The 13,729-nt window shown below is 54.0% G+C and carries 8 protein-coding genes; 4 read left to right on the plus strand and 4 right to left on the minus strand.

Annotated elements, in window-relative coordinates; all coding sequences use genetic code 11:
* Nucleotides 1–108: 108 nt before the first annotated feature.
* A complete protein-coding gene (locus AB3226_RS00540; protein ID WP_367371549.1) occupies nt 109–438 on the plus strand; it encodes a hypothetical protein in 330 nt (109 codons plus the stop codon).
* 135 nt (nt 439–573) lie between these two features.
* Nucleotides 574–1,536 (plus strand): ArdC family protein, encoded by a 963-nt coding sequence (locus tag AB3226_RS00545; protein ID WP_367371550.1) that lies wholly within the window; start codon nt 574–576, stop codon nt 1,534–1,536.
* Nucleotides 1,537–1,680: 144 nt separating this feature from the next.
* On the opposite strand, the gene AB3226_RS00550 is transcribed toward AB3226_RS00545, so the two are convergent.
* Together AB3226_RS00550 and AB3226_RS00555 are read right to left on the minus strand one after the other, a co-directional pair.
* Nucleotides 1,681–1,875: a hypothetical protein gene (locus tag AB3226_RS00550; RefSeq protein ID WP_093432593.1), complete on the minus strand. Its 195-nt coding sequence runs from the start codon at nt 1,873–1,875 to the stop codon at nt 1,681–1,683.
* A gap of 222 nt (nt 1,876–2,097) precedes the next feature.
* Nucleotides 2,098–4,260 carry a methyl-accepting chemotaxis protein gene (locus tag AB3226_RS00555; RefSeq protein WP_367371551.1) on the minus strand — a complete coding sequence of 721 codons (2,163 nt, stop codon included), beginning with the start codon at nt 4,258–4,260 and terminating at the stop codon, nt 2,098–2,100.
* A gap of 611 nt (nt 4,261–4,871) precedes the next feature.
* Here AB3226_RS00555 and mobH point away from each other — a divergent pair.
* Nucleotides 4,872–6,596, plus strand: coding sequence for a MobH family relaxase (mobH, locus tag AB3226_RS00560; protein WP_367371552.1), 1,725 nt, complete (start codon nt 4,872–4,874; stop codon nt 6,594–6,596).
* Between the two features lie 168 nt (nt 6,597–6,764).
* On the opposite strand, the gene AB3226_RS00565 is transcribed toward mobH, so the two are convergent.
* Both AB3226_RS00565 and AB3226_RS00570 read right to left on the minus strand, forming a co-directional pair.
* Complete coding sequence (locus tag AB3226_RS00565) at nt 6,765–8,909, minus strand: DEAD/DEAH box helicase (protein ID WP_367371553.1); 2,145 nt, start codon at nt 8,907–8,909, stop codon at nt 6,765–6,767.
* A 6-nt stretch (nt 8,910–8,915) separates the two neighbouring features.
* Nucleotides 8,916–10,529, minus strand: a complete 1,614-nt coding sequence (locus tag AB3226_RS00570; protein ID WP_367371554.1) for a dsDNA nuclease domain-containing protein — start codon at nt 10,527–10,529, stop codon at nt 8,916–8,918.
* Nucleotides 10,530–11,045: 516 nt separating this feature from the next.
* On the opposite strand from AB3226_RS00570, the gene AB3226_RS00575 reads away from it, so the two are divergent.
* Entirely contained in the window at nt 11,046–13,712 is a 2,667-nt protein-coding gene (locus tag AB3226_RS00575) for an AAA family ATPase (RefSeq protein WP_367371555.1), read from the plus strand.
* Nucleotides 13,713–13,729 lie beyond the last annotated feature (17 nt).

Below are 13,729 nucleotides of genomic sequence, written 5' to 3' on the forward strand. Positions count from 1 at the left end.
TCGAGCTCTGCTCGCCAGGCAAATCCCCTTGTTTTTCTTCAACCCACCGCGGGGAAATCCCTTCCCCCAGCGGGACAGGTTTCTTCGCGTTTTCAACGGAGGCACACCATGTCCAACTTACTTACACCGGAAGTACTGAACACCCTTCGGTTGCCCATTGTGTTCACGCCTGGCGCGTGGCAACGCGCAGTACTGCTCGATCGCTGGGGTCATCCTGAGAAGCTGCAGGTCGATCGGCTGAGCAACGTATTGCGCGCAGCCTTCGAGGCTCACCTGGCCTATCCACACGAGCCCTATGTGCTGTTCGAGGTAGCCCAAATCGCCCCAACGGGTCATCCACGCCATGATCCGTTGCTGCAACTGAGCCTCAGCCTGCTCCTAGAGCCTGGCCAGCCTAACGCCTTGCTGATAGCGCTTACAGGAGAACATCAACGCTAAACGCATACGGTCGTACTCGACACCCCGATCCACACTCAGACGGCATGTAAGCCCTGCATCAATCCAACCATCACCCACCGGGGAACCCTCCCCGACGGGCAAGGCGTTCCTCCGTTTTCTCTCGAGGAAAATGCCATGCGCGATATCTACCAAGACGTGACTGACAAGATCGTTACCGCGTTAAACCAAGGCGCTGCCCCTTGGATCAAACCCTGGTCCTCAAGTGGCTCAGCTGACGTCGGTCACCATCAACCCTTCCCCATTAACGCCATCACGCGTCGCCCCTACTCGGGGATCAACTTGCCGTTGCTCTGGGCCGAGGCCAGGTTGCAGGGATTCACTCAAGATCGTTGGCTGACCTTCAACCAAGCCAAAAAGGCCGGCGGACACATCCGTAAGGGTGAACACAGTGCCTTGGCAGTGCTCTACAAGCCGATGGAGCGTGAAGAACAGAACGAGTCAGGTCAGCCCATACTCGATGAACACGGTGAGCCCAAAGTCGCTCACTTCGGTATTCTCAGGACGCATTTTCTGTTCAACATCGAGCAAACGGAGGGGTTCGAAATGCTCAATGAAACCCTGCTTGAGACGGAACCGAGTGATCCCTTCCAGGCCAACATCGCTGCGGAAAATCTGCTGTTAAGTTCGGGTGCACACATCGTTCATCGATCTACCGACGAAGCCTTTTACCATCCGATCAGGGATCTCATCCAACTACCGACAAAAGCGCAATTTCACGATAAAGGCGGGTACTACGCCACCGCACTGCACGAGCTGACGCACTGGACCGGGCATCACTCTCGGTTGCAGCGCGAAGGCGTGACGTCATCCTGTCCGTTCGGCTCGCCAGGCTACGCGTTTGAGGAGTTGATCGCCGAAATGGGCGCAGCTTTTTTATGTGCCTACACCGGTATACAGGGAGAGCTTAGGCACGAGGGCTACATCGACTCCTGGCTCGGCCTGCTTAAGGCTGACAAACGCGCGATCTTCCGCGCCAGTGGTCATGCCCGCAGCGCCTCGGAGTATGTGCTCAACCTGGAGCAGCAACTGCAGCAAGCGGTCTTGGATGACTCACTATGTATGAACGATGGAGCTTAATTGTTACCTCACCCACTGCAAGTGCTTCACAGGGCCCAACGCGAGTTAGGCCCTTTTTTTCTGTACCGGTACTCAGAAAAAAGGGCCATGCCGCGGGACTCTGACGCAAAGAGCACCAGATGGGTGCACACCCGCAGCACGCCGTTACGTATCCAGGTTCTGCGCCAGAAAATCCACTAGTTCGAGCGGACTTCGGCTGTCGATCACCTTGTAGATCAGATCGCGTTTACTGCGCGGCAACTTCTTGACCACGCTCTTCGCCGAGGCCCTGACGGCTTCGTCTGTCCCATGGATGCGTGCCGCAAGCAGCAGCACTAGTGTGGCGTCAGTGAGGGTCATGATAGGACTCACAAAAATTTGCACCGCAGTGTACCGAGTTCTCCGTACCCAACACTAACTAGATCATCGATGTACTCACCGCACAGCAAGAGAGTGAGCAATATTTCAGTCTTTTATTATCTGGGTTCCTCACCAAAACTATGAGCCAGCGTTTCGATGACGGCCCGGATCAACCCCGTACTCTTCACCGATCTGCCGTACTCTGAAGTACGCGACAAAGCCTCAAGCAGCACTTTGCCGGGAGTTGTTGCTCACCTCGAACAGCCCCACCAGCTTTTGCAGTTTATTGGCATCGAGCCGTACCGTTTCCGCACTGGTCTGTAGCACGATCACCGTCTGGCGCATCTCTGCGGACGACTGGTCGACCTGCTTGATCGTTTTGCCATAGTCGAGGCTGCGTTCATTGAGTTGCTGGATGATGCTGAACATGCTTTCCACTGCCTGATGCAGTTGCACATTTTCCGAGGATGCCTCTTCGGCCAGGCGCAGGCTGTTGTCAACATCCTTGACTCCGTTTTCCATAAAGCCCACGGCTTTTTGCGTTTCGTTTTGCAGGCCTTCGACCATCTGCCGGATGTCGTCGGCGGCGCGGGATGTGCGCGAGGCCAAGGTTCGAACTTCATCGGCTACCACCGCAAAACCACGACCATGTTCGCCGGCGCGGGCGGCCTCAATGGCGGCGTTCAGCGCCAGCAGGTTGGTCTGGTTGGTGATGTCGCTGATCAGGCCGGTGATATTGCCGATTTGTGCCATCCGGCTGTCAAGCAACTGCACGCTCGAAGAAGACCGCTCCACGACATCGCGAATTGACTGAGTCCCCACCTGTACCGCGAGAAATTGCTCGCGGGCTCGGCTGACCACTTCGTCCATCGCTTGCTTCATTTGTTCGGCACTGGCCGAGGCTTGCTGGATCTCGCCCAGTTGCTCTTCGACGATGATCATCATGCGATGCACCGCCTCCGCAACTTCGCCGGAGGTGAGGCTGGCCTCCTGGCTGCGGCCGAGCATCAGCTGGTTGGTTTTGCCGACGCTGTGACTGGCCTTGATCACCTGCCCAACGACCGCATCCAGATGGTCGATAAAACTGTTGATCCAACGGCCCATATCTCCGGTCTCGTCGTTGGCCATACGCGTGGTGTCGAGGCGCTGACGCAGATTGCCCTCGCCTTCAGCGATGGTCCTGATCACACCGGTCATTTCGTTTAGACGCGCAGCCAACCGCTTCGGGCCAAAAGTGCTGAACAGGAGCGCAGCCGCCAGCATGCTCAAAGTCTCGCAAGCATCGATCAGGCTCTGCTCCAGACCACTGTAGTGCTGGACCAGGAAATTGCAGGTGAACAAGCCAACCATGGTTGCCAGGTAAGGTTTCATTAACCCGTAACTCAGCGAGCGCCGTCGATAGACTTCCTCCAGATCGGCTTCGCACATCATGCCCCAGCGGTCAGGCGAACCGGGCAATTGGAAAGTAACGCCCTTGCCAACCACCGGAATGTGCCGGTAGTCCGAGTAGCCGGGATAGGTGACGAACAGATTGGAGCCAGTGCGAATGGTTTCCCGCACACCGGGGTGCAATTGTTGAGTCGCCGGATCAGTGAAGCGCAGTTCCAGTTCGGTGTGGCGCTGTATTTGTACGGTCTTCCAGGGGGTGCGCACGCCACTTTTGAGATTCTCGCCGCGAGTGAACGTACCGTCCTCGAAGCGCGAACGAGACAGGGCAATACCCGGCTGAATCGTTGGATCGAAGCGCGACTGGACCATGAATAGATAATTATCTCCCGACTCGGCAAAAATATGCCCGGCCTCACGCTGGATCAGGTCACTCAAGACATCATTCGGCACGCGACCGCAGAGACAGCCAAGGACTTTGCCGTCAGCCTTCAGGGGCTGGTAGAACATCAGCGTGACCTCATCGTGAAAGCGCGAAGATGAGGGACCAATCTGCAAAGTCAGAGGATCGCTGTAAGGGCCGTGGAGAAACGGAGCTTTCAAACCTTCGGCCAATGCTTTGGGATTGCAGGGGCTGCTTTTGCCATGACCACTCCAGGTCGAGGCGATGACTGCGCCGCCTGTATCGACGACAAAGAGTTCGGAAAAGTCCTCGGCCTGGCCGAGCTTGTCCAGCAGCGGATGATTGTCGAGATGGGAGAAGTCGCGGCTAAGGGTCGCGGCCAGTTCGGCCAAGTGTTCCCACTGCTCCCGAGTCCAGTTGTGCAGCAATTTGACTCGGGTTTCGGCAATAGCCTCGAATGTCTGCTCAATCACCGGATAGGCAGACCGATTGAGTCGGCAGGACCAGTTCATCGCCAGTTTTCCTGTCTTGCCAAACCAGGGTAACCAGTGCTTTTCGGCGGAGGATAACTGCATGGAATTGCTTGATAGCGACATTCACTTCCCCAAGTACGACATACGAGTGCCGAAACTTCAGGCAAATACCACGCCAACTCGAAAGCTTGCTATCCATCGCCGCAGCTTAAGAACTTAGACTCCGAGTTGGGTTGCGTAGGAACCTCCCAAGCTGAAGGTTATCGGCGCTAGGTAGGAGCTCAGAGCGGCAGAAGGTTATTTGCGAGCGATCCGATTGGAACATTCGTGTTTCAAATAAGTGCGCGATGCGATCCGTGCTCACAAACAGGGCCGCAAACGACTACCCGATACCGCTGATAGCTCGACAAGAGTATTGCAGCCGACCTCGTTCAGATCATTGATTTGACCGCCCCCCTGGGAACCGGTATCACCTCACCGATCACTCATAGTCGGCGATATGACGCTGGATCATTGTCTACCGCTGATCAGCGAAATCATGGCACAGCACCAACCGGCTCCCTCCTCGCTCGGCAACTAAACGGTACCCGGAGAAATCGGTATTCCCATTGCCGCATAAAGGGACTCGCGCCAAAAGGACGGGTAAGGGTTGGAAGGGAATGGGGACTCAAGGGTAAGAGCGCTATCCGAAAAGGCTAAAAGGCCGCTGACCCAGTCACTTCCCGGAGGTCACGATGCTCGGTTTGTTTCGCCACAAAAGGCAGAAGCCGCCTCCGACCGTGAGCGTCGCCGAAGGTTACCTGCCCATCGAGTCGGCCCACAGCTTGTTAGCAGCGGAGCACCGCCGCCAGTTGCTCGATCGCATCTGGCAGTACACCGCCCTCTCCCACGCCCAATTCACTCATCTCTACTTGCAGCCGATCCATCGCTACGCCGAACAGGTCCAGCAACTCCCGGCCAGCGAGACGCACCATCATGCTTATCTCGGCGGCATGCTCGACCATGGTCTGGAGTTGGTCGCCTGTAGTCTGAAGCTGCGCCAGTCGTATCTACTTCCCACTGGCGCCGCGCCCGAAGACCAGGCCGCCCAGACCGACGCCTGGTCCGCCGGTATCGCCTACGGCGCCCTGCTGCATGACATTGGCAAGATCGCCGTGGACTTGCTGATCGAACGCCAGGATGGCCGTCCTTGGCATCCTTGGCACGGTCCCCTGGATCAGCCCTACCGTTTTCGCTACCTCAAGGATCGTGACTACCACCTGCACGGCGCGGCCGCGGGTTTGCTCTACACCCAGATTCTCGATCGCCCAATCCTCGATTGGCTCAGTGGATTTCCGTCACTGTGGGCCAGCCTGCTGTATGTCCTGGCGGGCCAGTACGAACGTGCCGGCGTGCTCGGTGAGTTGGTGATTCAAGCCGACCGCGTCTCCACCGCGCAGAACATTGGCGGCAACCCGAGCAAGGCGCTGCAAGCGCCGATTCATTCGCTGCAACATCACTTGATCAGCGGACTGCGTCACCTGGTTCAACACGAGCTGAAACTCAACCAGCCGGGTGCCGCGGGTTGGTTGACTCAAGACGCCCTCTGGCTCGTCAGCAAGACGGTCACCGACAAGCTACGAGCCTATCTGCTGTCGCAATCGATTGAGGGCATTCCCTCGTCCAACATCGCTGTGTTCGACGAACTCCAGTCGCATGGGCTAGTCGAGTCCACCCCAGAAGGCAAAGCCATCTGGACCGCGCTTGTGGCACAGGGAAACTGGCAGCAGAACTTTACCTTTCTGCGCCTTCAACCGGCGCTAATCTGGGGGAACGAAAACCGGCCTGAGGCGTTCAGCGGAACGGTGAACATTGCGGCCCATGACCACTCAACTGACAACCAGGTACCAACACCAGCGCCCGAGACAGGCAGTGCAGGATCAGGTCAAAGCCAACCGCAGCCGGATCCCATGGCGCAAGAGGATGCCGATTACCTCGGTACGCTGCTGGACATGTTCGAATTGGAAGAGCCTAAGGCCAGAGATGCACTGTCAGAAAGTACTGTCGAAACTTCAACGCTTCAACCGGATAGCCCAGGCCAGACATTCCTGAATTGGGTCAAGGAAGGCATTCTGAGCCACAAACTGATCATCAACGACAGCAAGGCCAAAATCCACACGGTGGGTGGCAGCGTATTTCTGGTCACGCCTGGTCTCTTCCAACGCTATACGCAAGAATTCCCCGGTATCTCTCAGGGCACCTGCCAAGAGATCGAAGAATGGCGTTGGGTGCAGAAGCAGTTTGAGAAACTGAAGGTCCACAGGAAGCGCGACAATGGTTTAAATATTTGGGTCTGTCAGGTGGAAGGTCCTCGGAAGAAAGGAAAACTCCAGGGCTATTTGCTAGAAAAACCAAAACTATTATTCGAAGCTACGCCGGTGCCTTCGGACAATATTTTTTTAAAAATTGAAAAATCTTAAATGTCCGTAACATCCCAGACTCGACTCAGGCAACCAGGCGAAGGATTGCGCACTGCGCGTCAGTCCCTGTTGCCAGCTCAACGATTTAAATACATCTCACAGGGCACAAGTCGAAGCCGAACGCACCACGCTTTGACCCTGCAGATGCTCCCTGCCAGCGCCTTAGAGTTACATCTCGGCAATCGCCCATTTCATAATATTTCGCTCAAACGGGGACAGCTGCATTCCATCCAGGTGGATCGCCAAGTGCCGTAACTTGTTCAGCAGGTCATTCAGGTTGTCAGATGGAAGAATTGAACTCTTAATACGCGTCGAGACCTGCGTGGGAATCCCATATTCGTCCAGCGCCGTCAGTAAGGGATCGTGAAAAAGGTTCTCCATCTGCTCAGAGAAGAAGCTGAAGTCTCCTGGCTCAATATTGCGCTGGGTGAAGACATCCGCCTGGATCTTGCTTATGGCCATAAAATCACGAGGAAGGCGATAGCACAGAACGTTACGGATAAACTTGAGACGAAGGTTGATCGCTTCGCTCGCAGTGGTGCCCGCTCGGTTAGTGTCGATTGCGTTCTGCAGATACGCTGAGAAGTCTTTCTCCATTCGGATAGAGTTGATATGAAAGGCGAGCTGAGGGCCTGAAATGATTCCATAATCCATCAGTTTGGTCTGAAGGTGATCACAGACTAAGGTGCACACGTATTCGAGCTGGTTTTGTTCAGGGTTTCCTTTCCAAGTGAGCATTCGGCGACTCACTGCAAGATTCCTGATAATTGATTCGGCGATCTCTATCTGCCGGTCAACCGGGATATGCCGATTTTCGACGAGGGTCGCAGTAGACAGCAACGGTGTCGCATACGCCCGATCCAGCCGTTGACGGGAGATATCCGTGAGGTACTCCGGCTCTAGCTTCATCAAAAGCCCCATCGGAGAATCTTCGTTCTGCAGTCCGATCGGGTAATCAACAGTGAGATCTTTTTCTTCCGGCGGAGCCTCCAGCATGTAAACCTTGCCGATGAAGTAGCGGTTCATGCGACCCGCGCGGCCAGAAATGTTCTTGAACGTGAAGAAATCGAACGGCGTGTTACTAACCCGGCGGTCATAAATGATGACGTTTTCTGCTGAGGTATTGACCCCCTCAATCATCGTTGACGTGCAAATGATGTGCTTGATTGTCCCCTCGTTGAAGAGCTTCACAAAATACTGTTGCAACGCTCTAGGGACGCCACCATGGTGAATGGCGATACCAAGCGATATGGCCTTGGCGACGTTCCACTGGGGGTGGTATTCCTTCGCGATCCATTGAGCAATGTCTTGGGTCTGCGCGAGCGGCGAAAACCCACCCTTTTCGATAAGGAGCTGTGCAACCTTGTTAGCGCTTGCTGGCGACTGAGAGTAGATGAGCGTGGGGGTGGCAATTTTGCGGCAGAGTTCTAGGAGCTTGTCCTTGCGTGCATCTCCGTTGGTCGGCAAATTGAAATACTCAACATCGACGGCCACTGTGGAAAAATTGGAGGGGATGAAATTGTACTCATAAGCGTCAAGACCGTGGATATTTTGGATATGCGGGCCGAGTAGATAGAACTGCGCCCCCTGTCTTGCCAGCTTGTGGAAAGCCAAGCTCAAATCAATTGCACGGCTGCCAGTTTCCGAGTCACTGCACAGGTCAAGTTTATAGAATTCATCTACGACGAAAAAGCCGACGTCCTGTAGATCGTCACGCTGGAGGACTCTCTCCTGGGTCAGCAGGTAAACGTTTACTCGTGCGTCGTCGGCTTCCTGAGTCGGATGTGTAATGACATTGCACCTCTGTTTGAAGCGCTTGACCAGACGTCGGCGCGTTTCGTCGATGAGGGCGATGGTTGGGACGATGACCACGATCTTGCGAAATTTTTCCTGGGCCAGAACGGCGTCTATCACCAAGCTTTTACCGACGCTTGTTGAGGCACTCAGCACGACGTTGCGTCCTTGCATCAGCAGGCTGAACACATGAGCCTGCAGCCGATGAAAAACCATGCCCGCTTCAACTCCGTCCACCCGATGCACCTCATAGGCCAGACGGTCTGAAATCGATATTCCATCGAGGTACGGAGTGATGTAAGGGTATAGGCCCACCGCGCGGATCATACTCAGCAAAAGGGATTGCTCAACTTCACCAAACAAGGCGAATTTATCCAGCGCACGGATGACGAGGTCCCGTCCTTCCCACTCTGGGTTCCCCCGGTTCACGGCAACACTGATAGCTTGGAGAAGCTCGATCCTGGAGCTTGAATCTTCACCGAGCCGTTCGAGTCGTTCCTTAACTACTTCATATCTCATGTCAGCCTAAACCCTGCAACGTGAGTTAAACTCTTTGATCAAGTTCTGGATGCTTTCGATAGGAACAAGGAACACAGCAATTCGGATTTGATCCATTTTCTTCGGCAGATGGACTTTCAATGAACTGTAGTGATCGTTGATCTCGTGCTTCAGCCGATCAATATAGTCGGAGAGGTATCCAGAGGATAAGGCATCACTGTCATAAGCCAATAACACAGGAAAGCACAGCACCTTCAGCATTTCTTCAGCAGGCGCGTTTCGTTCTAATGCTTTGTTCAACTCCTCCGAATTGGAGCGAAGGTGATTCGGTTCGCGCAGCGAGATAATGATCTCGCGCTCGTTGGTCAGTGCGGCTTTGTTAATTGTCGAATCCAGAGTACTGCAAACCTGCGCCACAGTCTGGGCCATGGTTCCCACAGTAATCATCCTCGCCAACCCCAACCAGAGTTGATCAACCTCGCCTGAGCGCTGAACAATATGGGCGTTCCCGAACTCGGATAGGCCTGTCTTTGAGGCAAAAAATACTTTGCACGCGATAGGCTCGCTATTTTCCTTATTTCTCAAAATCACATGCAGGATTAGTTCTGCAATTAACTTATCGCGCTCCATGCCATTCTGAGTGAACGTAGCAATCGCCTTCGACAGAATCGTCTGAGCATGGTGAACCTGAAAATTCACAATCTCGCTGGCTTGTAAACAGAACTCGGGAAGCCACTGAACCAGGTGCTCAGCAAGTTCCTTATGCCTCCACTCGCCAAAGTCATACTGAACGTCGTACCCAGTCAGGCTTCGTAGCAATCCCTCGTCGGTTGCAGCATGGAATTCGACCAGAAACGGCGGAGGCTTGGATTTATAGGGCTTCGAGTAAGTGATGTTTTTGCTATCAGCCGCCGCCAAGAGTGCATCAAGGCGATCCATGGCATTCGCGCGCGTAATGACCTTTTGGATAGATTCTGAGATGACGTTTGCGGTTGCCGCATCATCTGCCCAGCTCAGAAATTCCGCGTAAATTGCCTGCTGTTGTTTGTGCGTAGGCCACGAGCCTTGAATGTCGATTATTTCTGCAAGCTTACGCAGATTCACTGACTCCAGCGCGTCCACATCGCCACAGATCTGCCACACAAAATTATCCGCCCAATAGCAAAAGTCACGCCCCATGGGTGATCGTGTTTTCTTAAACTTCTTAGCAAGGGCTGTCCCACGACTGGTCGCAAGGTCAGGCTGAGTTCGCTTTTCAAGCTCTAACTTGAAGCAACTCAAAGCTTTGGCGGTATCGCGCTTGGTGACCATTCGAAACAGAGCTTTTCCAGGGCGGCAGTCACATAGCAGTGACTTCTGCAGTAGAGAAGTTTCAGCCCGACCGCTGTCCAGAGCTGTTGCTTCACTCTGGTTCCACTTGCTGTCACCTTCGGTGGTTTTGACCTGAATATATTCGTTAACCGTCTCACCAGACTGGCGAGAGACCAGCACGATGTCGTCAGCAGTCTCACACTCGACGTGCTGGTAACTGCTATCGCGAAGCATCTTCAGTATGAAGGAAACGGCAACGTGATCCTGGTACTTGAAACCTTGCCTTGCCGCAGGCCCACCTTTGTTCGATGGGATATTGATAAGCACCATGACGTCCCTGTATCGCTTGAATCGAGCCGGTCACGTCGGCATCCTGAGTCACTTAGGGATAGCAGACGCGCGTGTTAGTACGGAAGCTACCACTAATGGCAATTGGCCGACTATCCCTATTCCTCAACCCCCTACCCTCGCAACGTAAGAGCCGCGGCACAGGAGCATTATGGAGAAAGCATGAGGACCACACCGCTAGGTTAGAACGACCTTAAACAGGCGCCTCGCGATATACCTCGAAAAGCCTCCAGATATAAGGGGTCCCGTATGCACCAGCTTATGGAGTAGCCCAGGAAAGCCGCCCATTCAGGCTTGTGCGCTTCAAGCAGCGACAGTATGGCTGCAAATACTCGTTTATCTGTAGATTTTGGAGCTTCGTATCGGACGGCTCGAGGCATCGCAGTTCGTACCCAATATTCTGCCTGACGCTTGAATTTCATACATTGCAAATGAAGACGCCATCAAGATGATATTACGCTAAGCTGGACGCAACGAGGCGGTACCAAAGGAGAGGATATGGCATCGGCCAGGCAGGATTTTGAGCGTTTTGTGGGATGGCTTTATCAGACTGAAAAAGACATCCCTGCGGATGTCCGTCGTCTAGCTGCCTTGGTTTTGTCGAAATTCGATGAATTGGCTGGGACCTCGCGTCAACGAAGCCAGCGATCCATATACCTAGTTGAGCTGATTCGACGAGAACTCGAGGGTACCGCAGATATTGCTCCGGTCGCAGTTGCTCAGGCTGATCTCGGGACATGGCCTTGGGCGAAACTTCGACATCTGACACTCGGTCCATTTCGAGGCTTTCGAGCAGCCGAGCCATTCGACCTCACCAAGCAAATCGTCCTTTTCTACGGCCCCAACGGTAGCGGCAAAACCAGTCTGTGCGAAGGACTGGAGTACGCGCTCTTGGGAGATGTCGAAGAGGCGGGAAGCAAGCGCATTGCAGCCCGCACTTATCTCGCCAATGTCCATGATGGGCGATTCAACGCACCAATACTGAAAGCGACCGATCAGCAAGGGCGAGAAATAAATGTCGTTGCCAACGCTGACACCTATCGTTTCTGCTTCGTAGAAAAGAACCGGATCGACGCGTTTTCCAGAATCGCCGCACGCCCCAATGCCCAACGAGCGGAACTCATTGCCACTCTCTTCGGCATGGATCAGTTCAATGAGTTCGTGGGCCATTTCAATGAGAGCATCGATGGGCAGCTTATCCTTCTCGGCGAACAACAGACCACATTGACTGCTCGCCGAAATGCGTTGGCAGCAGATAGAACGACCGTTGAAAATGAAGCAGCATCCCAGCAAGCACTGGCGGAAGAAGAGGCAGCCCTAGCGAAGGAGTACGACGCCGAGATCACATATGACGTGCTTAAAGAGCTTATCGGTACCGCCGAAACTCCGGGTCGCCTTCAGGAACTCGAAGCGATTTTGGAAGCGGTACCGCTTAATGTGCTCGGCGTAACGCGCCAGGGCCTTCTAGATGCTTTTGAGAAAACACACAAATGTGATGAGGAGCTCAAAGACATCGTTGAAGCTCTTCGCGCCAGAAGCGACCAAGTCTCTTTTAAGGCGCTTTATGACTCGGTCCTGGCCCTACAAGAAGTCGTGGGAGACCGGTGCCCGGCCTGTGACACCCCACTGAAAGGTCAGACTCACGTAGCTGCAGATCCATATCTAAGGGCGGGTGAAGGGCTTAAACAGCTTGAAGAGCTTGGTGTTCTCCAGGAGCAGCAGCAGGTTACGCAGACCACGTTTGGGCAAGCGTCACGTGAGTTGCGCCAGATGTTCAGTCCCGTCGCCGCTTTCATCGATGCCCAGCCCGGAGAAAATAAGGCCATTTCCCAGTGGATTGGTCAGCTTCCAGAAGAACCGGTTGAACGTTGGTGGTCAAGCATCTACCCCCAAACGGTGGTGATTCAAGATGCACTACCGTCCCTTGATGAAATCCTGTCTGTGGTGGATCGCATGGCAGCACAAGACGTTGCGTCGTTGCAAGCTCAGCAGGATCGCCAGCCGCACATTACGGAGCGTCGACGGCTCAACGAATTCCAGCTCAAGGTTCAAGCCCAGGATCTTAAGAGACAGCAACTGCAAGAGAACGTTGAGGCTGCAAATAGCCGTATCAATGCATTCGACGAAACAAATGCTGAGCTAATCGCCCAAGCGAACCAAGAGATTCTCGACATAGAGCGGGATACCCCCTTCAAGGGGACTTATGACCGATTTCTTGTAGAACTAAGGTCCTATAGGGATCAGCTCCCGGGGCAGTTGATAGCGGGACTCAACGACGCAGCCAAGGATCTTTACAACGCATTCAATCGCAATGATCGGGATGAGGACAAATTATTCGCACTGCACCTTCCAATTGGAGGTGAAGGGAAGATTGAGATCTGCTTCCAAGGTAATCCGGGAGCTCGGGTCGATGCACTTCACATACTTAGCGAAGGCCATATTCGCTGCCTCGGGTTGGCAATCCTCATGGCTAAGGCGAAAAGCATAGAATGCCCTGTCATCGTCTTCGACGACGCCATTAATGCAATCGACCACGATCATCGAGGCGGTATCCGAGAAACAATCTTTGAAAGTGACCACTTTGCTCAAACTCAATTAATCGTCACCTGTCACAGCAACGAATTCATCAAGGACATCCAGCAACATCTCCCCGTCCAGAGACGCAATGGCTGCCAAGTCTATCTGTTACGCCATCATGACGGCAACTATCAACCCAGAGTGACCGGAAACGTACCTAGCGCAAACTACATCGCGAAGGCTAGGGCCGCAAGAGAGGCCCTGAATGATAGAGATGCCCTAGCAGCGTCACGCCAAGCCTTAGAAATGCTGTCTGAAAAGGTATGGCGTTGGCTCGGCAGTCACGACCAGGGTGTCTTAAATATCATGCTCGCCGGGGTTGGTGCCGAGCCCGGGTTGAGAAACCTTTGTGAAGCACTGGTCAAGAAGTTACGGGATGCACAAACATTCAACCATGCCAACAAAGGCCCCCTGTTGACGGCCTATGATCGCATTTTGGGAATCCCAGCCACTAACCTAGTGTGGACCTACCTTAACAAGGGAACGCACGAAGAAGCTGACCGCGATGATTTTGATGCAGAGCTTGTGGAGTCAGTAGTTCACACCTTAGAAGAGCTTGATCACCTCGATCTACGGGCTGGACGCTAACGATGCGATGCCTGTGC

The sequence above is a fragment of the Pseudomonas lini genome (assembly GCF_964063345.1).
Taxonomy (GTDB): Bacteria; Pseudomonadota; Gammaproteobacteria; order Pseudomonadales; family Pseudomonadaceae; genus Aquipseudomonas; species Aquipseudomonas lini_B.

Coding starts and splice junctions, on each gene's coding strand:
- AB3226_RS00540 (WP_367371549.1), top strand. CDS start 109: ATGTCCAACTTACTTACACCGGAAGTACTGAACACCCTTCGGTTGCCC.
- AB3226_RS00545 (WP_367371550.1), top strand. CDS start 574: ATGCGCGATATCTACCAAGACGTGACTGACAAGATCGTTACCGCGTTA.
- AB3226_RS00550 (WP_093432593.1), bottom strand. CDS start 1,875: ATGACCCTCACTGACGCCACACTAGTGCTGCTGCTTGCGGCACGCATC.
- AB3226_RS00555 (WP_367371551.1), bottom strand. CDS start 4,260: ATGTCGCTATCAAGCAATTCCATGCAGTTATCCTCCGCCGAAAAGCAC.
- mobH (WP_367371552.1), top strand. CDS start 4,872: ATGCTCGGTTTGTTTCGCCACAAAAGGCAGAAGCCGCCTCCGACCGTG.
- AB3226_RS00565 (WP_367371553.1), bottom strand. CDS start 8,909: ATGAGATATGAAGTAGTTAAGGAACGACTCGAACGGCTCGGTGAAGAT.
- AB3226_RS00570 (WP_367371554.1), bottom strand. CDS start 10,529: ATGGTGCTTATCAATATCCCATCGAACAAAGGTGGGCCTGCGGCAAGG.
- AB3226_RS00575 (WP_367371555.1), top strand. CDS start 11,046: ATGGCATCGGCCAGGCAGGATTTTGAGCGTTTTGTGGGATGGCTTTAT.